This window comes from Campylobacter sp. P0103 (assembly GCF_002139545.1).
In the GTDB taxonomy this organism is placed as follows: Bacteria; Campylobacterota; Campylobacteria; order Campylobacterales; family Campylobacteraceae; genus Campylobacter; species Campylobacter devanensis.
In genome coordinates, this window is record NZ_MJKG01000008.1 from 1 (window position 1) to 21,283 (window position 21,283).

22 protein-coding genes are annotated in these 21,283 nt (G+C 32.7%); 8 read left to right on the forward strand and 14 right to left on the reverse strand.

Features of this window, described 5'->3' with window-relative positions; genetic code table 11:
• Positions 1-522 (forward strand): flagellin (locus CIGNP103_RS07440; RefSeq protein ID WP_272888210.1); only part of this gene is annotated, 522 nt, incomplete at its 5' end.
• 95 nt (positions 523-617) lie between these two features.
• Here the strand turns inward: CIGNP103_RS07440 and CIGNP103_RS07445 are convergent.
• The 3 genes from CIGNP103_RS07445 to pta are packed head-to-tail and all read right to left on the reverse strand — an operon-like array spanning position 618 to position 4,477.
• The gene (locus tag CIGNP103_RS07445) at positions 618-1,910 is read right to left on the reverse strand and encodes a DUF2920 family protein (protein ID WP_086251415.1); all 1,293 of its coding nucleotides are present in this window, start codon (positions 1,908-1,910) and stop codon (positions 618-620) included.
• On the reverse strand, positions 1,907-3,109 hold the full coding sequence (locus tag CIGNP103_RS07450; RefSeq protein WP_086224869.1) for an acetate kinase: 1,203 nt from the start codon (positions 3,107-3,109) through the stop codon (positions 1,907-1,909). The genes CIGNP103_RS07445 and CIGNP103_RS07450 overlap by 4 nt, the downstream gene beginning before the upstream one ends.
• Positions 3,110-4,477: a phosphate acetyltransferase gene (gene pta, locus CIGNP103_RS07455; protein ID WP_086241000.1), complete on the reverse strand. Its 1,368-nt coding sequence runs from the start codon at positions 4,475-4,477 to the stop codon at positions 3,110-3,112.
• 71 nt (positions 4,478-4,548) lie between these two features.
• On the opposite strand from pta, the gene flgH reads away from it, so the two are divergent.
• A complete protein-coding gene (gene flgH, locus CIGNP103_RS07460; protein ID WP_086241001.1) occupies positions 4,549-5,262 on the forward strand; it encodes a flagellar basal body L-ring protein FlgH in 714 nt (237 codons plus the stop codon).
• A gap of 113 nt (positions 5,263-5,375) precedes the next feature.
• Here the strand turns inward: flgH and CIGNP103_RS07465 are convergent, their stop codons facing one another.
• From CIGNP103_RS07465 to CIGNP103_RS07475, 3 genes are read right to left on the reverse strand one after another with little or no spacing between them, the layout of a single operon-like run.
• Positions 5,376-6,167: a YhjD/YihY/BrkB family envelope integrity protein gene (locus CIGNP103_RS07465; protein ID WP_086224866.1), complete on the reverse strand. Its 792-nt coding sequence runs from the start codon at positions 6,165-6,167 to the stop codon at positions 5,376-5,378.
• Positions 6,167-7,546: an FAD-linked oxidase C-terminal domain-containing protein gene (locus CIGNP103_RS07470; protein ID WP_086268866.1), complete on the reverse strand. Its 1,380-nt coding sequence runs from the start codon at positions 7,544-7,546 to the stop codon at positions 6,167-6,169. The genes CIGNP103_RS07465 and CIGNP103_RS07470 overlap by 1 nt, the downstream gene beginning before the upstream one ends.
• A 9-nt stretch (positions 7,547-7,555) precedes the next feature.
• Positions 7,556-8,272, reverse strand: a complete 717-nt coding sequence (locus tag CIGNP103_RS07475; protein WP_236847429.1) for a plasminogen-binding N-terminal domain-containing protein — start codon at positions 8,270-8,272, stop codon at positions 7,556-7,558.
• Positions 8,273-8,401: 129 nt separating this feature from the next.
• Here CIGNP103_RS07475 and CIGNP103_RS07480 point away from each other — a divergent pair, with 129 nt between their 5' ends.
• From CIGNP103_RS07480 to CIGNP103_RS07490, 3 genes are read left to right on the forward strand one after another with little or no spacing between them, the layout of a single operon-like run.
• The gene (locus CIGNP103_RS07480; RefSeq protein ID WP_236847430.1) at positions 8,402-9,565 is read left to right on the forward strand and encodes a peptidoglycan DD-metalloendopeptidase family protein; all 1,164 of its coding nucleotides are present in this window, start codon (positions 8,402-8,404) and stop codon (positions 9,563-9,565) included.
• Positions 9,566-9,567: 2 nt separating this feature from the next.
• Positions 9,568-10,923: a magnesium transporter gene (gene mgtE, locus CIGNP103_RS07485; RefSeq protein ID WP_086268868.1), complete on the forward strand. Its 1,356-nt coding sequence runs from the start codon at positions 9,568-9,570 to the stop codon at positions 10,921-10,923.
• Positions 10,908-11,501, forward strand: coding sequence for an NUDIX hydrolase (locus CIGNP103_RS07490; RefSeq protein ID WP_086267878.1), 594 nt, complete (start codon positions 10,908-10,910; stop codon positions 11,499-11,501). The genes mgtE and CIGNP103_RS07490 overlap by 16 nt, the downstream gene beginning before the upstream one ends.
• Here the strand turns inward: CIGNP103_RS07490 and CIGNP103_RS07495 are convergent.
• The 5 genes from CIGNP103_RS07495 to CIGNP103_RS07515 all read right to left on the reverse strand — a co-directional run bounded on the left by CIGNP103_RS07495 (position 11,498) and on the right by CIGNP103_RS07515 (position 16,256).
• Positions 11,498-12,460 (reverse strand): cation diffusion facilitator family transporter, encoded by a 963-nt coding sequence (locus CIGNP103_RS07495; protein WP_236845029.1) that lies wholly within the window; start codon positions 12,458-12,460, stop codon positions 11,498-11,500. The genes CIGNP103_RS07490 and CIGNP103_RS07495 overlap by 4 nt on opposite strands.
• Before the next feature lie 6 nt (positions 12,461-12,466).
• Positions 12,467-14,218 (reverse strand): Na/Pi cotransporter family protein, encoded by a 1,752-nt coding sequence (locus CIGNP103_RS07500; RefSeq protein ID WP_086226329.1) that lies wholly within the window; start codon positions 14,216-14,218, stop codon positions 12,467-12,469.
• A complete protein-coding gene (locus CIGNP103_RS07505) occupies positions 14,218-14,934 on the reverse strand; it encodes an EI24 domain-containing protein (protein ID WP_086268869.1) in 717 nt (238 codons plus the stop codon). The genes CIGNP103_RS07500 and CIGNP103_RS07505 overlap by 1 nt, the downstream gene beginning before the upstream one ends.
• Positions 14,931-15,626 (reverse strand): dUTPase, encoded by a 696-nt coding sequence (gene dut, locus CIGNP103_RS07510; RefSeq protein WP_086235882.1) that lies wholly within the window; start codon positions 15,624-15,626, stop codon positions 14,931-14,933. Before dut ends, CIGNP103_RS07505 begins: the two co-directional genes overlap by 4 nt.
• A gap of 96 nt (positions 15,627-15,722) precedes the next feature.
• Positions 15,723-16,256: an ATP/GTP-binding protein gene (locus CIGNP103_RS07515; RefSeq protein WP_086241009.1), complete on the reverse strand. Its 534-nt coding sequence runs from the start codon at positions 16,254-16,256 to the stop codon at positions 15,723-15,725.
• A 101-nt stretch (positions 16,257-16,357) separates the two neighbouring features.
• Here CIGNP103_RS07515 and CIGNP103_RS07520 point away from each other — a divergent pair, with 101 nt between their 5' ends.
• Entirely contained in the window at positions 16,358-16,765 is a 408-nt protein-coding gene (locus CIGNP103_RS07520) for a hypothetical protein (RefSeq protein WP_086241010.1), read from the forward strand.
• Here the strand turns inward: CIGNP103_RS07520 and CIGNP103_RS07525 are convergent.
• Genes CIGNP103_RS07525 through CIGNP103_RS07535 form a run of 3 tightly spaced genes read right to left on the reverse strand, consistent with a single transcriptional unit; the run spans position 16,757 to position 20,606 of the window.
• Positions 16,757-17,137: a response regulator gene (locus CIGNP103_RS07525; RefSeq protein WP_086268870.1), complete on the reverse strand. Its 381-nt coding sequence runs from the start codon at positions 17,135-17,137 to the stop codon at positions 16,757-16,759. The two genes, CIGNP103_RS07520 and CIGNP103_RS07525, sit on opposite strands and share 9 nt — an antisense overlap.
• Positions 17,134-19,953, reverse strand: a complete 2,820-nt coding sequence (locus CIGNP103_RS07530) for a hybrid sensor histidine kinase/response regulator (protein ID WP_086268871.1) — start codon at positions 19,951-19,953, stop codon at positions 17,134-17,136. The genes CIGNP103_RS07525 and CIGNP103_RS07530 overlap by 4 nt, the downstream gene beginning before the upstream one ends.
• Positions 19,950-20,606, reverse strand: coding sequence for a hypothetical protein (locus tag CIGNP103_RS07535; RefSeq protein WP_086224854.1), 657 nt, complete (start codon positions 20,604-20,606; stop codon positions 19,950-19,952). Before CIGNP103_RS07535 ends, CIGNP103_RS07530 begins: the two co-directional genes overlap by 4 nt.
• A gap of 154 nt (positions 20,607-20,760) precedes the next feature.
• Between CIGNP103_RS07535 and rpmH the strand changes: the two genes are divergently transcribed.
• Together rpmH and rnpA are read left to right on the forward strand one after the other, a co-directional pair.
• Positions 20,761-20,895 (forward strand): 50S ribosomal protein L34, encoded by a 135-nt coding sequence (rpmH, locus tag CIGNP103_RS07540; protein WP_086224853.1) that lies wholly within the window; start codon positions 20,761-20,763, stop codon positions 20,893-20,895.
• A gap of 8 nt (positions 20,896-20,903) precedes the next feature.
• Positions 20,904-21,236, forward strand: coding sequence for a ribonuclease P protein component (gene rnpA / locus CIGNP103_RS07545; RefSeq protein WP_180380372.1), 333 nt, complete (start codon positions 20,904-20,906; stop codon positions 21,234-21,236).
• The last annotated feature ends 47 nt before the right edge of the window (positions 21,237-21,283 follow it).

Genomic DNA, 21,283 nt, shown 5'->3' on the forward strand with positions numbered 1-21,283 from the left:
GCTAGAGACATTAAAATCGGTTTAAATGGTATGTCTACAATATCAGGATTAGGTTTTAGCGATGCTGTTATATCGCTTGCTAGTGAGGCATCTAAAGCCTATAACCAGGCTAGTGTAAATTTAAAATATATGAATGCTGGAACAATAACCAAAGAAATGGCTCAAGCTATGGGCTTTTTTGATGGTAATGTTTCTCAAGCAAATTTATATACAGACCAAGCCGGTGGCGTAAATACATACGGTGGTGCTCAAGCTATGGTTGATGTAGCTGAAGCAGCTAGAAAAACTCTAGATAAGCTAAGAGCTGACCTAGGTTCAGTCCAAAACCAATTAGTAGCTACTATAAATAATATTACAGTTACCCAAGTAAATGTAAAATCAGCTGAATCTCAAATAAGAGATGTAGACTTTGCTAGTGAGAGTGCAAACTTCTCTAAATTTAACATACTAGCCCAAAGTGGAAGCTACGCTATGAGCCAGGCAAATGCTGTACAACAAAATATATTAAGACTACTACAGTAGCTTAAATTTAAATCTTTAATAGCTTAAATTTACTCGCAATGCTTAGTCATTGCGAGGGTTTATTTAAACATAAAATCTAAATTTATTTTATTGCTTTATTTTTTCTTTTTGCACTCTAAGCTAACTTGATTATCTTTTTGACTAAATTCATATGTATATTGACTAGTTTCTAGCGTGATTACTGGCTCACATTTTGGACGCTTGTTGGCTGCGATTTTATTTAAAATCCATTCGTAATTATTAGCTACAAGTAGTTTAATGCTCATATCCATTCCGTGAGATAGATTTTTGATAAATTTACCATCAACTCTAGATTTATCGCTTACGATATCAAGAGTAGCATCAAAGCCATTGGCTTGTAATTGCTCATAAAATTTAATCTTTTCATCAATTGGTGCTACACTATCACCTTTTACATGGTAGCATTTAAAAATCGGTTTTGGATAGTTACTAAGTACTTTTAGATGATTAGGTTCATTGACGTCTCTAATCTCATATCTAGAGCGACTAAAGTAGTTTGGGCTTTGCGAATTTGATGTCCAAAATGTTTTATCTGAGACGCATAGGTGAAAGTTTTCATTATCTCTACTATCTCGCCTATATCTCATAAAATCAATCTCTTTACCAAATCCAATAGTACGGAATGTTCCTGGCTGGTAGTCTTTTTTATCAAATATTTCAGTGCTTAGGTTCCAACCGCAATTATCCAAAACAGCATCTACAGCCCATGGGGCAAATTTAGCACAGAGATTAGCTATATATCCACCATGGCTTGAGCCTACATAGATTGTAGCAAGCTGCCCATTTTGACAATTAGGATGAAGCTTAAATGGAGGATTGTTTTTAATATATAAAACTGAATTTACCACATCAAGTGCAGCCATTAGGCCAAAGTTTTGATACTCGCCATTTGGTGGAGTTAATGTCATATGCATAGGCATTTTAAAATCTCGTATAAGCTTGCCAGTTACTTTTTGCATTCCAATGAAATTATATAGATGCTCATTGACAAAGTCCCAAATCTCTTCTGATTCCATTTTGGTTAGTTCTATATTATCTGGAATTGGATTGCCAATATTCTCAGCTACTGTTTTAAGGATTAACTCATCAATCTCATCAATGCTAAATTTTGCCACTGGTGGATTGCTTTTGACACCAAAATAATTAACTGTAATTACAGCAGCATCAAGGTCTCTTGCTATGCTATGAGCTAGATTGTCTCTATAATAGGTGTCACCATCTTCGCCAAGACCTGGAATAACAGCTATAAGCGCTCTAATCTCTTTAGTGCTATCATAGGTGAGCTTAAACTCAAGCTTTGAGTTACGCTTTATATCTAGTTCAGCGTCGTTTATTCCATCTATTTGATAGTCAATTGTCTTTATCACTTATTGCCTTTATTTTTAATTATTCTTAGTGCATCTTGGGCGATGGCTAGCTCTTCGTCAGTTGGGACTATGGCTATGCGGACTTTGGAGTCGATTTGGCTTATGCGTCGTGGTTCATCTTTTGACTCTTTATTTTTAATTTTATCAATTTTGATATCAAAAATCTCTAGACCTTCGCAAACTGCCTCTCTGATTCTAGCGTCATTTTCGCCAATTCCAGCAGTAAATATAATTGAATCGATTTTACCTAAAATTGCAATATACGCACCAATGAATTTTTTCACCTTTAGCACAAACATATCAAACGCAAGCTTAGCATTCTCATCTCCTGCATCCATCTTTTGTTCTATTATACGCATATCGTTGCTACCGCCGATGGCTAATAGGCCAGATTTTTTATTCATTATATTATCAACTTCTTTAGCGCTTAAATTTGCATTTTCCATCAAAAATGGCATAATCGCTGGGTCTATGCTTCCGCAGCGTGTTCCCATCATTAACCCTTCAAGCGGAGTTAACCCCATTGTAGTATCTATACATTTGCCATTTTTTATCGCTGCAATACTAGCACCATTTCCAAGATGTAGAGTGATACAGCTAAATTTATCATAATCAATATTTAAGATTTTAGCAGCTGCTTTAGAGACAAATTGATGAGATGTACCGTGAAAGCCATATTTGCGAATTTTATATTTCTCATAAAATTCAATCGGCAAAGCATACATATATGAGCTTTTTGGCATAGTTTGGTGAAAGACTGTATCAAATACAGCGACATTTGGGATATCTGGGCGAACTTTTAGCGTCTCTCTCATTCCAGCTAGGTGAGCAGGATTGTGAAGTGGAGCAAGTGGAATTAGCTCTTCAATCTTTGCCATTACACTCTCATCTATTAATACTGCATCACTAAAAACATCAGCACCTTGAACGACTCTGTGTCCTACACCATCAATTTCATCTAAGCTATTTACTACTCCAGAATTAAATAGCAACTCATTCATAATATCTATACCTTGAGCGTGATTGGCTATGGGCCTAGATATCTCTTTGATACTTCCATGAGCGGTGGAGATTTTAGCAAAGGAGTTATCTGAGCCTATTTGTTCAATTAGTCCTTTGCACATTACGCTCTCATTTTTCATATCATAGAGTTTAAATTTAATAGAACTACTACCAGAGTTAATAACTAAAATTTTCATCTACTCTCCCTGGATTGCGCTAATTAGTGCAGTATTTACGATATCTTCGACCAAGCAACCACGACTTAAATCGTTAATTGGCTTATTTAATCCTTGCAATATTGGCCCAATAGCTAAAGCATTTGCTGTTCTTTGGACTGCTTTGTAGCAGATGTTTCCACAATTTAAATCTGGAAAGATAAATACATTTGCATTTCCGGCAACTTTTGAATTTGGTAGTTTTTTGGCTGCTACTACTGGATCAATGGCTGCATCAAATTGGATTGGACCTTCTACATCTAGGCTTGGGTCTAGCTCTTTTAAGATTTTAGTAGCCTCTATAATAGCATCAACGCTTGGGCCACTTCCGCTATCTCCTGTAGAGTAGCTAAGCATAGCAACTTTAGGTTCAAAGCCAAACTCACGAGCTGTAGCAGCTGTAGCAATAGCAGCACCGGCTAGATCTTTTGGTGTAGGATTTGGCATAATAGCACAATCTGCATAGAAGTGAATTTGGCCATTAGCACACATAATAAAGCTACCACTAACGCTAGTAACGCCAGGTTTTGTTTTTATAAATTGCAAGGCTGGACGGATGGTTTGGGCTGTAGTTGTACTAGCGCCACTTACCATTGCGCTTGCTAGTCCTTTATACACAAGCATAGTGCCAAAATATGTTCCATCTTTTATTAGTTCTTTGGCTTTTTCTAGCTCCATACCTTTACTTTTACGAAGATCATAAAGAGTAGTAGCAAATTCTTCTAAAAGTTCACTATTAGCTGGATTTATAATTTTAGCTTTGCTCAAATTTAGCCCTAATTCATTAGCTCTTTTATTGATATCATTCTCATCGCCAAGAAGAATTAAACTAATAGCACCGCTATTTAGCAAGATATCGCACGCTTTAAGAACTCTATCATCATCGCTTTCTGGTAATACTACAGTTTTTAGCTTTTGGGCAGCTTTTTGATAGAGTAGGGTTTCAAATTTAAGAGGAGTTATATAGTTGCTTTGAGTATTTTTAATCTCATCAATGCTTTTTAATGATTTAAATCCAAGCAGCTTAGCTTTATAAGCAGTTTGATTGCTAAGCAAAAATGGAGCATTTAGATTGCGAGCAAGCAATGAGTCAAGGAGTTCATCGCCAGATCCAATTATTATTATAAACTCAGCCTTAATGCTACTGAATTTATCCATTACAGCTTTGATTAGTTCATTTTCTTTGCCTGAATTTAGTAGAGTGATTGCTTCATTAAGAGTGAAAACTTTAAATTCGCCATCATCGCTAATGGGTAAAATCGTAACACCTTGGCTAAATTTAGAGCTTAAAACATCTCTAAATTCACCATTTTCATAGTCGCTTTTTAAGATATAAATCGATTTTAGCATTGTTTTATCCTATATTTGGTATTATTTTAACGAATTATTAGTATATTGTATCATAAAATTGAGAGTTATTTATGAAAAAAGTTTCTTTTTTTACACTAATTTGCGTTGCAGGCATTGGGCTTGGCGGTTGTACAACTGGGGCTGATCCACACATTTCAATGGCACCACCAACATATGTAGAAGAGTTGCCAAGTCGTGTTCAAGGTAATGGAGTAGGAAATCCTGGAAGTTTATTTGGTAAAGGGGATAATCCGCTATTTTCTGATAGAAAAGCGATGAATGTCAATGATATTGTAACGGTTATAATTAGAGAAAATGCCAATCAAAGCTCACAGGCTGATCGCTCAACCTCTAAAGATAGCTTAACATCGCTAAAAGGTGGAGCATTTACTACGCCTGAAGGCTCACCATTAAAAGGACCACTAAATGATATTAATAAAATAGCTGGTATAGGATTTAGCGCTGGAAGTGGTAGTAGCTATTCAGGTGGGGGTTCAACTAGTAGGACTGAGGCATTTACTACTACGATTTCAGCTAGGATTATTAAAGTTTTAAGCAATGGTAATTACTTTATCGAAGGTAGTAAGGAAATTTTGCTAAATAATGAAAAACAGATAATGCAAATTAGTGGAGTGATTCGTCCATACGATATTAGCCAGTATAATGAGATTGAATCTAGACATATATCTGATGCTAAAATATTATATAAAACCGAAGGCGACCTTCAGCGTGCGACTGATAAACCATGGGGAACTCGTGTTTTAGAGACGATTTGGCCATTTTGATTTATTAATTTATAAATTTATAATTGCTAGGGTAACAATTTGGTTACCTTAGCAATTGAATTAACTAAATTTAGTATAAATAGCAGATAGATATCTATTATCTACAAATAGCTTTAAATTTGCTCTTTGCTTTTTTCAAGTACCGAGCAGAGTCTAACTCCATACAAAAATATAATCCACGATATATATATCCAAAGTATAAAAAATAGTAAAATAGAAAATGAGCCATATATACTAGCGTAAGTTTTATTATAAAATGAGTATTGGATAAAGCCCCATTTTGATAGCGACCAAGCGAGCGAGCTAATAAATGAGCCAATGGCTATGCTTTTAAATGATAATTTTTTGTTGATACTAATTAGATATGTAATAGCAAAAATTGCCCAGATTATAATATGAGGAAATATAGCTAGAAAATTTATCGAACTGGTAAATTCACTGCTTTTTAGTGTGTTTTGAATGAAATTTGAAATCCAAAATGATAAGCCAAGCCCTAAAGGCATAAGGGTAGTAAGTGTCCAGTAATTACTAAGACTTTGCCAAAATCCTCTTTTTGGCACATTAGAAATTCGTGATATAACATGATCATATTCACTAAAAAACATCAAACTAGTAAAAAATATAGCTACAACTCCCATCACTCCAAGTGAGCTAGAGTTGCTTAAAAATTGATCTAGATATTGGGTGATATTTTGACTTGGGAGCAAGTTTGAGTAGATAAATTCCTTTATTTTAGCATAATAATCAGCAAAATTTGGCATAGTAGTAAAAATACTAAGCGATACAAAAATAATAGGAATAATTGAAAGCAAAGTGTGAAAGCTAAGACTAGAAGCAAAATGAAATATCTGCTTATCTCTTAGCTCTTTTATAATAATCTTAGCAATTTTTTTAGCTTCTTGCATTAAAGTCCCATTTTAAATGGATTTAAGATATTATTTGGGTCAAATGCTCTTTTAATAGATCTAAATAGCTCCATCTCTCCATCGCTAAAAGCTAAGCTCATAAATGGTGCTTTAGATATCCCAATGCCATGTTCGCCACTTAGCGTTCCACCAAGCTCAACAGTAGCCTTAAAAATCTCAGTAATAGCCTCATGACCTCTTTCTACTGCTTTTGGATCGGATTTATCTACCATAACATTTGTATGGACATTGCCATCACCAGTATGGCCAAAGCATGGAGTCACTACATCATATTTGGCTGAAATTTGAGCTATTTTATCAAGAAGCTCAGGAAGCTTAGAGCGTGGAACGGTGATATCTTCATTTAGTTTTAGGCTGCCATACATTGTGATTGCTTGAGAGCAGTTGCGTCTAGCAAACCATATATCAGCGCTCTCTTGTTCATCTTTTGCTACTTTGAAATCTATAGCTCCATTTTGCATAAAGCAATCTTTGATAATTGCTAAATCTCCATCAATTACATCTAAATTTGGTCCATCCACATCACTAATTAATATCGCTCCAGCATCAGTTGGTAGGCCTTTGTTGAATTTTTGTTCAACTGCTTTAATGCTTAAAGAGTCTAAAAACTCCATCGCCACAGGGGTTACACCAGCGGCCATTGTCTTATACACAGCATTCATAGCTGAATTCACACTAGGAAATACCCCCATAGCGGTCTTTTTGAATTTAGGTTTGGCGATTAATTTTAGAGTTATTTCAGTAATTGCTGCTAAGCTACCTTCACTAGCTATCAAAATTCCAGCTATATTATATCCGGCGACATCTTTTATCGTTTTTTTACCAGCTCTTATAATCTGTCCATTAGGCAACACAGCACGCAAAGCCATCACATAATCTTTGGTAATTCCATATTTCGCAGCACGCATTCCGCCGGCATTTTCACTGACATTGCCACCTATGCTACTATAATTTTCACTAGCAGGATCAGGCGGATAAAATAGCCCCACTTCTAATGCAGCCTTTTGTAAATCCATATTTATCACACCAGGTTGGACTACGGCTACCATATTTTGCATATCTATCTCTAAAATTTTATTCATATGCTTCTCAAAGCTTAGCACCACTCCGCCACCACTAGCCAAGGCACCACCAGTAAAGCCACTTCCAGCGCCCCTTGGGACGATTATTATCTTATTTTCGTTACAATATTTTAAAATTTCACTTACATCATTTTCATCTCTTGGGAATAAAACACCATCTGGTTCATATCGCTTTTTTGTTGCGTCATAGCAGTAGGCTATCTGATGGGCTTTGTCAAATTTGGCATTATCTTGACCAATTAAATTTTCAAAATATTTTATATGTTTTGTATCCATTTTATCCCCTTATCTAGCTAAAAGTTTATTGTAATATTTGTCATAATTGCCGATTTTAGCACCATCAAGTTTCCAAAATACTGTATCTATATTTTTAATTCTTGTATAAAATGGTACTTCATAATAATCTACACTGCCAGTTTTAAAGCTTTGTAGAACTTCAAAACTACCACAATCAGCAAAAACAGCCTCTTTATCAAGTGCTATAAATATAAGCCCCGCTGCATTTTGTGCGCACATTTTACGAAAATCAGATCGGCTTGGGTTTGGCTTATACTCATAGCTTAAATAAGCAGCTATAATATCAGGATGAATAAAATCAATATTACTAAAAGCTTTAGTAACTTGATCATAAATTTCTTTGTTTGGGACTACGATTAAAGATCTATTATACATAAAATTTAAAATTACTTCATCGCCAGCTTGTGGCAAGATAGTAGGGAGTGGAAGTGCTGTTTGTTTAAGCTGGTCAAATAACTCAAATCTTAAATTTGCATAGCCATCTTTTTTGCTAGTTACAACTGCCCTGGCTATTATGGTTTTGCTGCCATCTTTTAATTTGTGTAACACAACACCACTTGAGCCAACTATAAAGCTATTATTATCTATAATTGTAGCGCCACCTTGAGTAGTATTTAAAATTAGATTGTAGCTTGGTTTTAGATCAAATTTAGCTCCAAAACTAAATGAATATATAGCAAAGATTAAAACTATAATTTTTTTCAATTGCATCCCCTTTTTGATACTTTTTATAAATTTGGCCATAATTATATCTTAGTTTGGGTAAATGTTTGCAATGTGTAAATAATTTTGAGTTATAATTACAGTATTAATCTGCTTCTATTGAGGTTTTTGATGAAAAAATTTATCTTATCTATTTTAGCTTTTATGAATTTACATGCAGTAACTACAAGTGTTGAAGAGCTGACATGGCCGCAAGGTGATACATTTTTGACCTTTTTAGAAAGGCACAATATACCATTATCTATATATTATAATCTCTCAGGCGAGGATAAAGAGTTAGCTAGCGAGTTAAGTGCTGGGACGAAATTTCAAATTTTGCGTGATTCAAATAATAATATTAGTCAAATTTTATTACCTATTAGCAATGAGATTCAAATTCATGTTTTTAAAGATTTTAATAACCATTATAGTCTAGATTTTATCCCAATTGTCTATGAAAATGAAAATTTTATACTAAATGTAGAGATAAATGACTCGCCATATAGAGAGATAAAAAGAGCAACAAATGATGAAGCGCTAGCTAATTCGTTTAATAAAGCTTTTAGTGGAAGCGTAAATTTTAAAACGCTTCAAAAGGGCGATCGACTGGCTATAGTATATGAGCGTAAAAAGCGCTTAGGCAAATATATCGGCGAGCCAAATATCAAAGTTGCTATGATAGAGACTAGGGGAAAGCCAAATTATATATATAAATTTAATGATGCGTTTTATGATCCTAATGGAAGAGAGCTTGAAAATTTCTTATTGATTAAGCCTGTGCCAAATGCTAGAATTAGCTCAAGATTTAATCCTAAAAGATTTCATCCAGTATTAAAAAGATATAGAGCGCATTTAGGTACTGATTATGCTGCGCCAAGAGGGACAAAAATTTACGCTGCTGGTGATGGCATGGTAAGCTTTGTAGGTAATAAAGGCGGATATGGCAAGACTGTTACTATCCAGCACTCAGGTGGATATATGACACTTTATGCGCATTTAAATGGTTATGCTAAAGGTATTAAAAAGGGTAAAAAAGTAAAAAAAGGCCAATTAATAGCCTATGTAGGAAGCACTGGTTTAAGCACTGGACCGCATCTACACTTGGGATTATACAAAAATGGCAACGCTATAAATCCAGAATCTGTAGTCAAAATCACAAAATCTGAACTCAATAAAAACCAAAAAATTGAATTTAACAAGCTAAAAGATAGCCTAAATAACCAAATTCAAGCTAGTTTCAAAGATCATATAAACAAAGCCCCGCTTGAAGATATAGCAAATATAACAGAGATATAATCATGCCAAATTCAAATTTAGAAGAGGTAAAAGAACAGCTTCAAAAACATATCGTAGATGAGAATGAGTTAAGTCCAGCTGATGTAGCAAGCCATTTAAAAAGGCTAAAAATCCTTGATGAGGATGAGTATGCTAAGTATTTAGAAAAGCTTGATGCGCAAACTCTTGGTGAAGCAGCTATGGAGATGCCTGAGCATATGCTGCGTGATGTGATAGAAAATATCCCAAACGATAAGATAGCTGAAGCAATCGATGAGCTAGAAAGCGATGACGCAACTGACCTTATACAAACTATAGAAGAGATAGATGAAGAGAAAGCCAAAGAGCTTTTTAGCTCGCTTGAAATAGATAGTCAAAAAGAGATTAGCAAGCTTATAAATTATGAAGATAACGAAGCTGGTGCATATATGCAAACAGAGCTATTTAGCGCTAGATTAGATGAGAGTTTAAGTAGCGCTATAGCTAGATTTCGCATAATGAAACAAGAAGATAAGATAGAAAATGTATTTTCTTTGTTTGTTGTGGATAATGAAGGGGTATTAAAGCATACAATTGCTCTTGAGGATCTTATAACATATGATTTTAATCTAAATTTAAGCCAAATAGTGAGCGAAGATGAGGAGAGATTTAAACCACATTTTGCTATTGATAGTGATGATATTAAAGTAGCTGTGGATATTATTATGGATTATGATTTGAGCGCTATTGCTGTGACTAATAGAGCTGGTGTGCTACTTGGCCGCATTACAACAGATGATATTCACGATTTTTTAGAAGAGAGTGCAACTGAGCAAATCTATAATCTAGCAGGTGTTGATGATGAAGCTGAAGAAGAGGGATTAGTAAAGACTGGTCGTGCTAGGGCGGCTTGGTTGTTTGTGAATTTAATCACGGCAATTTTGGGTGTTATTGTGATTGGATTTTTTGAAAAGTCTATTGAGAGCTTGGTTGCTTTAGCTGTTTTGATGCCAATAGTTGCTAGTATGGGTGGCAACGCTGGTAATCAAACACTAGCTGTTACCGTAAGGAGATTGGCCCTTGGTGAGATAGGGATTGGGGATTTTTGGGTAGTGCTGAAAAAAGAGATTATAATGGCTATTTTTAACTCTTTTATCTTTGCTCTGTTTTTAGGTATTTTGGTGGGGCTTTGGTTTGATAAGCCAATGCTTGGAGTAGTCATAGCAATAGCGCTTGTGGCTAATATCATTATGGCGGCATTTTTAGGGACATTTATCCCACTTAGTTTAAAGAGAATAGGGCTTGATCCCGCTGTTGGTAGCACTGTGTTTTTGACTACAGCGACAGATATTATAGGATTTTTTGTATTTTTAGGATTAGCGACATGGATTTTACTATAAGTAATTTAAGGGTTATACCATTAAAAGAGTCAAAATTTGTAAAGCCTTTTAGTATCTTATATACTCAAGATGGCAAGGATAAACGCTGGGATTGCGTAGAGGCGCATGATAGCGTGAGTTGTCTTTTATATCATAGGGAATTTGATTCATTTTTATTTGTTAGGCAGTTTCGTCCGTCTGTATGGTACTATCAAGATAAAAATCAAACTCCAATCAAAAACGGTCTTACATATGAGCTTTGTGCTGGGATTATGGATAAGGGATTAGATACCAAAGCTACGATAATTGAAGAGATTCTAGAAGAGACTGGATATAGAGTTGGTAGCGTTGAGAGAGTGACTAGTAGCTTTACTGCTCTTGGATTTGGAGCGAATGCTCAAACGCTATTTTATGGTGAGATTGATGAGAGTATGAAGGTTTCAAGTGGTGGCGGCGTTGATGATGAGAAGATAGAACTAATCTTTATAAAGCGTGATGAGATTTTGAGTTTTATATATGATGAGAGTAAGATTAAAGCGCCAAATTTACAATTTTCTATTCTTTGGTGGATGATTAATAAAAAGGCTAAATTTGATTAAAGCCATTTTGGATTTTTAGTGAAGCTCACACTTAGCCAAATTTTATAGCTTGGAATCTCAAGCCCTCGTTCTATCTCATCCCTGATTAGATCCATCTCATCTATATTTTGAATTTTAAATGACTCTCCCATTAAGATATTTACCTCAATCATAAAAAATCTTCCGCTTTTTGCTACATGCGTATCATAGTCGCTAAAATTATATTTTTTGGATATATTTTGAAGTAGGGTATCTATCTTCTCATCCATATCTTTTGGTGCAACCATCACCAAATCGGCTAAATTTTTTATAAAAACCTTAAGTGGCATAACACCTAAAATCATTGAAAGTACTACTAAAAGCCCTGGATCAAGGTATTTAGCCCATTCTGATTGGCTCTCTCTATCAAATAGCCAAACTGTTCCAAAAACTACAAATCCACCTAGATATAGCACACTATCAATTAGCCACTCAAGACTATCAACTGAGATTAAAGGAGATTGTAAAATTTTGGCTTGATATGATGTAAAAAGCCAAATTCCAATAGATAAGATCATAGAGAAAAATGAGTAAAGCATAGCCTTATCAAATTCAACTTCATATCCACCAGATAAAATCGCCTGAATTCCATTAACCATCGCATACATACATAACAAGAGTAAAATTAGGCTTTTAAATAGATTTACCATTGGCTCAAAGCGCATATATCCATACTGAAAGGTATCATCATCTTCTTTGTATATAAATTTAGATGTGATAACGCTAAGTAGTATTAAGATAATTGATAAAAATGCTACTAATCCATCAAAAATAATTGCCTTAGAACCAATATAAATTCCATAAGCAATTCCAAAAACTGCTAGCACTACAGCACAAGCTAGTGAAATCTTTAAAACAAACTGCTCTTTTTTACACTGCATTAAAGGCTGTTCGACATTATTTCTAACTTTTTTATATTTATTATGTGGACGCTTTATCATATTCTATCACGCAGTTATACTTTCATTTAATGATTGATTGTGATGATGTGCAAATATCATCTCAGCAACCTTTAGCATACCTTTAGTTATATTCTTCATCAGTGCCGTATCATTCATAAGAGAAGTTGCCATTTTATTGGTAATTTTTTTATTTATGATTAGCACATCAAAGTTAAACTCACTATCATATGCATTGTAAATTTTGCGTAGATTTTTTATTTGAGCTTCTAATTCATCTATATCTTTAATGCTTGCAATATTATACATAATGCGAAGGCACTCTAACATCTCAACTCTTAATCTATCATACTCTTCTTTGGCATATTGGTTAGAACTAGTGATATATTTAAAGACATTTGGTTGAGTATTTTTCATATCCTTTAGCGTCTCAGCCATAATTAGTGCTGCATGTCTAATATCCATAAATTTACTTAACTGTTCAGGTTTTGCATTGGTTCCAGCTAATATAGCGTAGTCGATGATTTGACTATAAATCTCTTTAAATCTATTGTTATATAGTTCATCATAATCCATTTTAATTGGAGTTTGGCGTAGCTTTATTATATCTTTTGCTGAAATATCACTATTTTGGATATCGCTGTTACTTATGCTAATAGCTTTAGCTATAATGGAGTTTGCATTAGAATAAAGATGTAAAAGCTCCTTGCCAAGTACTTCAAGCGCACTATCAGGGAATTGCAAAGATTTCTCATCAAGATATTTAGCACTATCGATTTTACTTCTTTTGCTTGAGTCTTTCATATATTTATTTAAAAGTTTTTCCATAAATGGAATAAGCGGGTAAAATATAATAACCCCTAATGCGTTAAAATATGATAAGAATACTGCTAGTCTAAGAGTGTAATCATCATCTGCGATTCCAAAATATGTACTAGTTACATCAGTAATATACATAAAAGGTACGATTAGTATAACGCTAATAATTGCACATGTTACATTAAATAACACATGAGCAACAGTGAGCTTTTTACCCTCCATATTTGCATTTAAGGAGCCAATAATTGCCATCACAGTTGAGCCGACATTTGAGCCAATGGCAATACCAACAGCATTATCATAGGTTATCTGTCCTGCACTTAGTGCTGCTAAAGCTAGAGTAAGAGATGCGTGCGAGCTTTGGATTAATACTGTAACTATAATTCCTACAAAGGTATAAATAATCAACCCAGCCATTCCAGACATCGCAAATTGCGATAGATCAATGCTATCTTTGATATGATCAAAGCCGCCTTTCATATAAGATATTCCAAGAAATAAAAGACCGATACTAAATAAAAAATATCCAAAACCTTTAATTTTTTCAGTTTTATTTACCATACATAACATACCTATAACTATTAAAGGCATAGAGTAAGCAGCGATATTTACCTTTAGACCAAAACCAGCCAAAAACCAGCCAGTAGTAATAGTGGCTAAATTTATTCCATAAATGATAGCTAAACCTGAGGCTAATGTGATTAGCCCAGCACTTAAAAATGATATTGCAAGAACGCTAACAAGGCCGCTTGATTGCATTACTGTAGCGCTAACTGCACCAAATAAAAAGCTTTGGAAGTTTCTTTTTGTCATTTTTTTTAAAAATTTATCTAGACTTGCCATCATAGAAAAACTTTTTTCTAATACACTCATAGCATATAAAAATATACAAATTCCAAAAATAATAGTAAGAAAGCTTTGGCTAAGATACATTAATACGCAGGTTAAACCAATAAAACCAAAAAATAGAATATTTTTCATTAAAATCCTCTTGAATTTTTCTCTAACAATATATGACTTAAAAATATTACAAAGAATATCTGTAAAAATAGTCCAACAAATGGCACTAATGTTAGAATATAAAATAGTACTGAAGCGCTAAAAAATTTAATCCCACCACCTTTTTGCATATCTATTTCAAAGATTAAGCTATCAGAAGTATTACTAGCTATATCAATGAGCATTAAGCGATAAAATAGATAAAAAAATGGTAAATTTAGAATAAATAAATTTAACACAGGAATAAATAAAAGGGGTATACATATTAAAAATATTAGAATAAATTTAATAATCGTACTACCAATTAGCTTAAAAACATGCATATTACTAGGTAGTGGAGTTGAGTTATAGCCATAATACTTATCGTTTATATATTTAACTACATATGGCGTTAAAAATCCAGTTATAATACCTGCAATTGCTACACTTAATAAAATAGCTAAAAATATACTAATTATATAAAATGATGAAGTTATCATAAACTGCACAATGCTAAGAGATAAAAGCCACGCTATAAATCCATCTCCATTAGCATATGCTTCAATGCTAGGACGGGCTAAAATGCTAAAAACATCACCGCCAAAATATATCACTAGCCCAATCAAGCTTCCAAGTGAAATAAAAAGTGGCAAAAATGAAAGTGCTAAAAATCTAAAAGTTAAAAAGTCGCTCAGCGAGCGTTTGATTATACTATTCATTTGATATTTTGGTAGGCAGTTTTAAGTTTAGCGTAAATTTCATCTACGCTACTAGCGCCATTTTGTAAAATTTCATTCATTACAGCATTATCCTCTACACCATTCCAAATTTTTATATAGCTTCCATCTTTATAGCCGTGATCTTGACGGAATTTATTTAAAACATTTTTGCCAATATAGATATTAAATAGCTTTTGTAAATTTACTCCACATTTTAATGAAACCCTAAAATAATCTCTTAAAAGGTCGAAGAAATTTATATTAAATCCACTGCAGCGATTTATAATTAGCTCAGTATCGTTTATAATTTCATAGATACTATACTCTTTTATATTATATGGCTCTTTACAAAACTCATTAAATCCACTAGTTGATACTATATCATCAGTTAAATTATCAATATCGCCAATGGAATTTATCTTATACTTCTCTAGTCCAAGACTCATAATAAAATGCCAAATATCAACAATTTCAATGGCAACATTGTCTACATCTAGTGGAGAATTTATAGCCTTCCAATGTTTCCATGCAAAGTTATCAATTAGCTCAGCACACTCCATATAAATGCAACGTTTCCAGCTAATTAATTTACCATCTTTAGTATGCCCCATCTCCCAGCCAATACCATTAGTATCATCATTTAATTGCTGTTGGAGATTTAACATCTCTTTTATTAAATTTCTATACATCATAATCTACGCCTTAAAATTTTAAATTTAAGATTATACAGTAAATTTGTTTAATTATATATGAAATTTGGCCTAAAAAAGCTTGCTAAAGTAGCAAGCTTATGCATAATAATTTAGATTATTTTGCGGTTTTAGCATATTTTCAAATAGCTTTTGAGTCTGTTCTAGTAGAGATTTATTTAAGTTGTTATTTTTAGTTTTATGTTCTTTTAGCATCTCATCAAACATATCTAAAAGTGAACTTTTTAACTTTATTTTAGCATCATCGCTATTTAAATTTGGTAACTCTTTTTTGAGTGAATTTGCAATATTTGAGATAGTTTCATCGCTAAAAGGTTCATTTTCTTTGATATGTTTCATAAAATCATCGATTTTTGGGCGGAGTTCTTCTAGCGCTTTTGCAATCTCTAATTTATCTTGCTCACTTATACCATTTTGACTATTTAGCTCAAATTTATACCCATATGTATGGCGTAGATTTAGGCTTTGTTCGTTTGAATTTTTGGAGTTCTTGCTTGAGTAGGCTAACTCTTTATTATCATACATCGCAAGATTTATGGTATCGCCAGAGCTAGTTTTAAACGAGTAGTTAAACGCATTATATGAAGCGTTTGCGTAGCTGTTTGTAATCATTGAAAATCCTTAAAATTTTATAGTATATCGGTTAAAATGCGATATATTTTAAGCCAAATTTGGCTAAAATTAAGCAAAAATAGTGCCAAAATGGATGAAAAATGGATGAAAAAATAGCTAAATTTATAGATAGTCAGCATATTTTAACCCTTGGAGTAAATGGGAAAAGTGGTGCATATCTATGTAGTTGTTTTTACGCTTTTTTAAAGCCAAATTTAATTATTGTTGCTTTTGGCGATGATAGCTATCATGCTAAAGTGATTCAAAACGATAGTAGGGTTTTTATAAATATCGCCTTGCACACAAAAATAGTTGGCAAAATCCAGGGTCTTCAAGCGAGTGGGTCTATATATCTAGTAGATAATGAAGTGGAGAAAAATGCATATATATCACGCTTTATTTATGCTAAGCTAATGAATTTAAATTTATATAAAATAGAGTTAAAGTGGCTCAAATTTACAGATAATACCTTAGGATTTGGTAAGAAAATTGAGTTAAATTTAGCTTGAATTATTGGCAACTTGCTTGATTAATTTACCTAGCGTTTTTTTACTAATTGGCTTTACAAGAAATGCAAGTACTCCAAGCTCCATTGTCCGTTGACGAAGAGTTGCATCAGTGCTAATTACGATAATTGGAATATCTTGGAGATATTTGCGACTTTTAAAATTATGTAAAAATTCAAAACCATTTAATCTTGGCATATAGATATCTAAAAGTATTAAATTTATATCAAATCGCCTCTCTAAAATTTCCATAGCCTCAAGCCCATCACTTGTTGTAGTAATGCTAGAGATATATAAATTATCAGATAAAATTAGCTCTAAAAGCTTAATGCTTATTATATCATCATCAATTGCTAAAATATTTAGTTTTGTCATTGGATTAGCTCTTTTATCTGATTTTCTAAGTTAGATTTACTAATATTTGTGCTAATTAGCTGAGTAAATTGGGCTTGAATTTGTGTTGGGATTTTGCTGTTTGGTTCGATAAATAATACGACTTTACTCTCAAAATTATGCAGTTGAGAGCTATTTTTGATAATATTTAAAATTCTATTAGCATCAAAAAAACTTGCTGTATAATCTATCAAAACCAACTTGTATGCTCTATTTTGCGTAGCCTCTTCAAGCTCATCAAATGAATCGACAGTATCTATCGTATGGCAGACTTTTGATAGTACAGCGTGATAAATTCTATTTTCCATTTTGCTCTTTTTAAATAATAAAATATCTCTTGTGCCATCTAATGCATTAAGTGGATCTTTATTGCCAATACTTGCTAAGATTTCGATAATTTGCGATTTTAAAAGCGGCTTTTGTAGATAATAATCAAATAGCAAGTTTGTTTTATTAATTTGCTCTTTAGAACTTGATAACATTGCAATTATCGGTGTTCGTTCGATATCCTTTTCATCTTGAGTACTAATGATATTTGTAGCAGCAATTAGCGCATTTTGTTTATCTAGTGCAATATCTGTAAAAATTGCATCATAATTGTTAATTAAAGTAAGCTCATATAAGCTTTTACCATCATTTACTACATCGACACTGGTACAAATTTCTTCAAACATCTCTTTTGTTTTTTTACTCTTATCATTTGTGCCTATTAGAATTTTTAGGTCATATTTTTGAGTTGATTTTAGGCTATTTAACAAGGCATTTATTAACGAGATTAAGCTAGGACTAAAGCCGTGATTAAGATCGCTAAATTCGATATCTTTTGAATCTTTTTCATTTTTAAATTTACCAATTGCTGGGCTTAAATTTGGCTCAACTATAACTCCAAGATAGTTTAAATATAAATTTATAATTTTTAAATTATCATCGCTTATTCCTTCAGGAATGATTGAAACTTTTGAACCTTTAAAAAGATTTGCATAGCTTTTATCTACATTTGAGTGGAGTTTTAAGGTTAGATCTAGACTAAATTCGCTTCCAATTTTTAGCTGGCTTTTGACATTGATTTTACTATTTAGCATTTTAGCATATTGGCTAATAATACTAAGCCCAAGACCGGTTCCACCATATGTTTTAGTTGCATTTTCATTGGTATAGAAGTTATCAAAAATCTTGCCTAAAGCATTTTGAGCAATACCAATTCCAGTATCTTTAACCATAAAGCTAAAGCTAATATTACCATTTGTGGATTGTAATTTTTTTACATACACGGTAATTTGTCCGCCACTTTGGGTAAATTTAATAGCATTATCGATTAGATTTATAGCGATTTGTTTAATTTTGTCTTCATCGCTAAAGACAGTTACCATCAATTCTGGATCGATGTAGTAGGTTAAGGTTAAATTCTTAGCCAAAAGTCTATTAAAGTAGGAGTTAATAATCTCATCAAATAGAGTATAAAGGCTAAAATCACTCTCATAAAGCTCGACATTTCCACCTTCAATTTTTGCCATATTTATGATGTTATTAATAGCTTTTAGTAGGTTTTGGCTACTTTGTTCGATTATATCAATTAACTCTTTTTCATCTTTACCTAGTGAGCGGCTCTTTAATAGCTCACTAAAGCCTAAAATACCATTTAATGGCGCTTTAATCTCATGAGATATATTAGCTAGAAATGCTGTTTTAGAGCGGCTATCACTTTGGGCAATATCTTTTTGAGCGATTATTTTATCTAAGGCTTCATTTATAATTTTATGACCATTTTCTAAAGTTGCAGTTTGAGTAGATTCTAGCGGGTTGGTAGCCGATACGGATTTGATTTTATCGATAATTTTTGATAGGTTATCAATATTGGCTTTTATATAGTTTTTAGTATAGTATGATACTAGTGATAAAATTATACTAATAATCCAAACAATAAAAGCCAAAATAGAATCTATCCATAAATCTTTTTCAAATTCATCTAGCTCAGTTTTGATTTGAGAACTGATTACATCTTGTATTTGATATGAAAATTCTAATTCATCACTGATTAAATCATAATATTTTTGTGCTAAATAAATACTTGGTTCACCATTTTTAATCAGCTCTATTGTAAAAGTACTTAAGTTGTCTATAGCTTGCTTATAATTTTGGCTTTTAAATATCGCTTCTATCTGTTTTTTTGCATAACTATCAGGTAAATAGCCGTAATTTAATCCATTATTTCTAATCAAATCTAGCCATAATAAAAGCTCTTGTGTATTAAGTGCTCTGTGATTAATGATATTAGCTACCAAATCACGCTTGGCACTAATTGAAATGCTATTAGAATAAGAGGATATAAATGTAAAAATAAATAGATTTAGCCTATTTGATAGATCATGTTTCCTCAGGTTAAAAATTTCATTTTTAATCAGCAAGTTTAAATCTCTAAAGTAGCTTAAAACTTCGGAGTTATTTAAATTTACATCATCTAGCGTGTAGCGAATTTGAGGTAAGGACTCTAAGCGGTTTAAAATCTCGTTTAAGCCTAGTTCGTTACTATGTAACTGTTTGATATGTTCTATTGTATGGTCAGTAATTTGCCGATTGACATTTTTGCTATTAGTATCATTGATTATCATCTCTTTATCTAACTCTTTTGAGAGATTGGCAAGATCTAAAGCAATTGAAAATTCATGGCGTAGTTCTTTTAAATTCATACTAAGATTATATTGAAAAATTAGATACCAACTAGATATCAAAAATATTACAAATAGTGGCAATGTCGCAATTAAGCGTAAAATTCCAAGTAAGCTAAAATATGATCTCATTGCATCTCGCTTTGAATTATATTTTCTATATTTGTTATAAAATTAGTATATTTATAAAATTCATCATTTAGTAGCTGTTCATCGCTAGTTGCTTGAATATTAATTAAGATTTCGCAAAATTCGGTTAGTTTTAATTTTGTTGCCAGTTGGGCAAGCTCTCTTATAGTATCATTTGCATCAATTAGTAATAGTTTTGCTTCATATAATTTTTCATAGTTTTGACGGGCAAATTGGGTAAATTCTAGCATTCTACGCTTGAATTCGGTTGCATCTAAACGGCTAATATATAAAATATCCCAAAGCCATCTATTTTTATCATTAACATATGATAGACGATTTCCATCAAATAATAATTTAACACTGTAATAATGTTCATTTACATCCTTTAAATTTACCACCTCTACAGCGATTTTTACACTCATTATATCGCCATTATCAAGCTTAATTTGCATATCTTGGATATTGCTTTGAGATTGAGAGATTATTAGGTCTATGTAGTGATTTTTAGCATTATATAGCGGACTAGTCTCTAAAAAATAGTCACTAATATCATTACAACTCCTAAAAAAATCCTCTGGAGTTAAAAAGCCAAAAAGCGAAAGTCCTTCGCTACTAATACCAATCATTTCATAGTTTTGATCATAAAGTATCATCTTAAATTCCAAAATAAATTTCTTGATTTTAGCGTAATTTGCTTTAGATTGAATTTAAATAGATATAGCTAAATTAAATTTATAAAAATTCAAAGCAGTTTAAGTAAAATTTAGGTAGAATCCAAAACTTAATTTTTACCTAAAGGAAAAGTTTATGAAAAGAACTTATCAACCACATAAAACACCTAAAAAACGCACTCACGGCTTCCGCGTTAGAATGAAAACCAAAAACGGTCGTAAAGTAATTAGCGCTAGAAGAGCAAAAGGTAGAGCAAGACTAGCTGCCTAAGAGCTAAATTGAAAATTAATAAATTTGACTCTATTAGCGATAGTAAAGAGTTTAGCAGAGTCTATCAAAGTGCCAAAAAATGGCATTGTGATTTAGCAGTTGTCTATTTTTTAGAGTCAGATACGAGTAGATTCGCCGCAGTAGCAAGTAAGAAGATAGGAAAGGCAGTTGTAAGAAATAGGGTCAAAAGGCTTTTTCGTGCTGTATTTTCCACACTTAGTAGTGATCTAAAAGATGGTATATATATCTTTATTGCAAAAAGCGGAGCAGATAAGGTGCCCTTTGATAAAATTCGCAAGAGTTTTAGATGGGCGTTAAAAAGGATGGACTCTATAAGATAATGAGCGCTCTTATCCTTTGAGTAGATAATTTAGCGCTCTTTTTGTTC

Coding starts and splice junctions, on each gene's coding strand:
- CIGNP103_RS07490 (WP_086267878.1), top strand. CDS start 10,908: ATGGATTTTACTATAAGTAATTTAAGGGTTATACCATTAAAAGAGTCA.
- CIGNP103_RS07500 (WP_086226329.1), bottom strand. CDS start 14,218: ATGAAAAATATTCTATTTTTTGGTTTTATTGGTTTAACCTGCGTATTA.
- CIGNP103_RS07515 (WP_086241009.1), bottom strand. CDS start 16,256: ATGATTACAAACAGCTACGCAAACGCTTCATATAATGCGTTTAACTAC.
- CIGNP103_RS07495 (WP_236845029.1), bottom strand. CDS start 12,460: ATGATAAAGCGTCCACATAATAAATATAAAAAAGTTAGAAATAATGTC.
- CIGNP103_RS07520 (WP_086241010.1), top strand. CDS start 16,358: ATGGATGAAAAAATAGCTAAATTTATAGATAGTCAGCATATTTTAACC.
- pta (WP_086241000.1), bottom strand. CDS start 4,477: ATGCTAAAATCGATTTATATCTTAAAAAGCGACTATGAAAATGGTGAA.
- CIGNP103_RS07530 (WP_086268871.1), bottom strand. CDS start 19,953: ATGAGATCATATTTTAGCTTACTTGGAATTTTACGCTTAATTGCGACA.
- CIGNP103_RS07525 (WP_086268870.1), bottom strand. CDS start 17,137: ATGACAAAACTAAATATTTTAGCAATTGATGATGATATAATAAGCATT.
- CIGNP103_RS07480 (WP_236847430.1), top strand. CDS start 8,402: ATGAAAAAATTTATCTTATCTATTTTAGCTTTTATGAATTTACATGCA.
- rpmH (WP_086224853.1), top strand. CDS start 20,761: ATGAAAAGAACTTATCAACCACATAAAACACCTAAAAAACGCACTCAC.
- flgH (WP_086241001.1), top strand. CDS start 4,549: ATGAAAAAAGTTTCTTTTTTTACACTAATTTGCGTTGCAGGCATTGGG.
- CIGNP103_RS07470 (WP_086268866.1), bottom strand. CDS start 7,546: ATGGATACAAAACATATAAAATATTTTGAAAATTTAATTGGTCAAGAT.
- dut (WP_086235882.1), bottom strand. CDS start 15,626: ATGATGTATAGAAATTTAATAAAAGAGATGTTAAATCTCCAACAGCAA.
- CIGNP103_RS07535 (WP_086224854.1), bottom strand. CDS start 20,606: ATGATACTTTATGATCAAAACTATGAAATGATTGGTATTAGTAGCGAA.
- CIGNP103_RS07450 (WP_086224869.1), bottom strand. CDS start 3,109: ATGAAAATTTTAGTTATTAACTCTGGTAGTAGTTCTATTAAATTTAAA.
- CIGNP103_RS07465 (WP_086224866.1), bottom strand. CDS start 6,167: ATGCAAGAAGCTAAAAAAATTGCTAAGATTATTATAAAAGAGCTAAGA.
- CIGNP103_RS07505 (WP_086268869.1), bottom strand. CDS start 14,934: ATGAATAGTATAATCAAACGCTCGCTGAGCGACTTTTTAACTTTTAGA.
- mgtE (WP_086268868.1), top strand. CDS start 9,568: ATGCCAAATTCAAATTTAGAAGAGGTAAAAGAACAGCTTCAAAAACAT.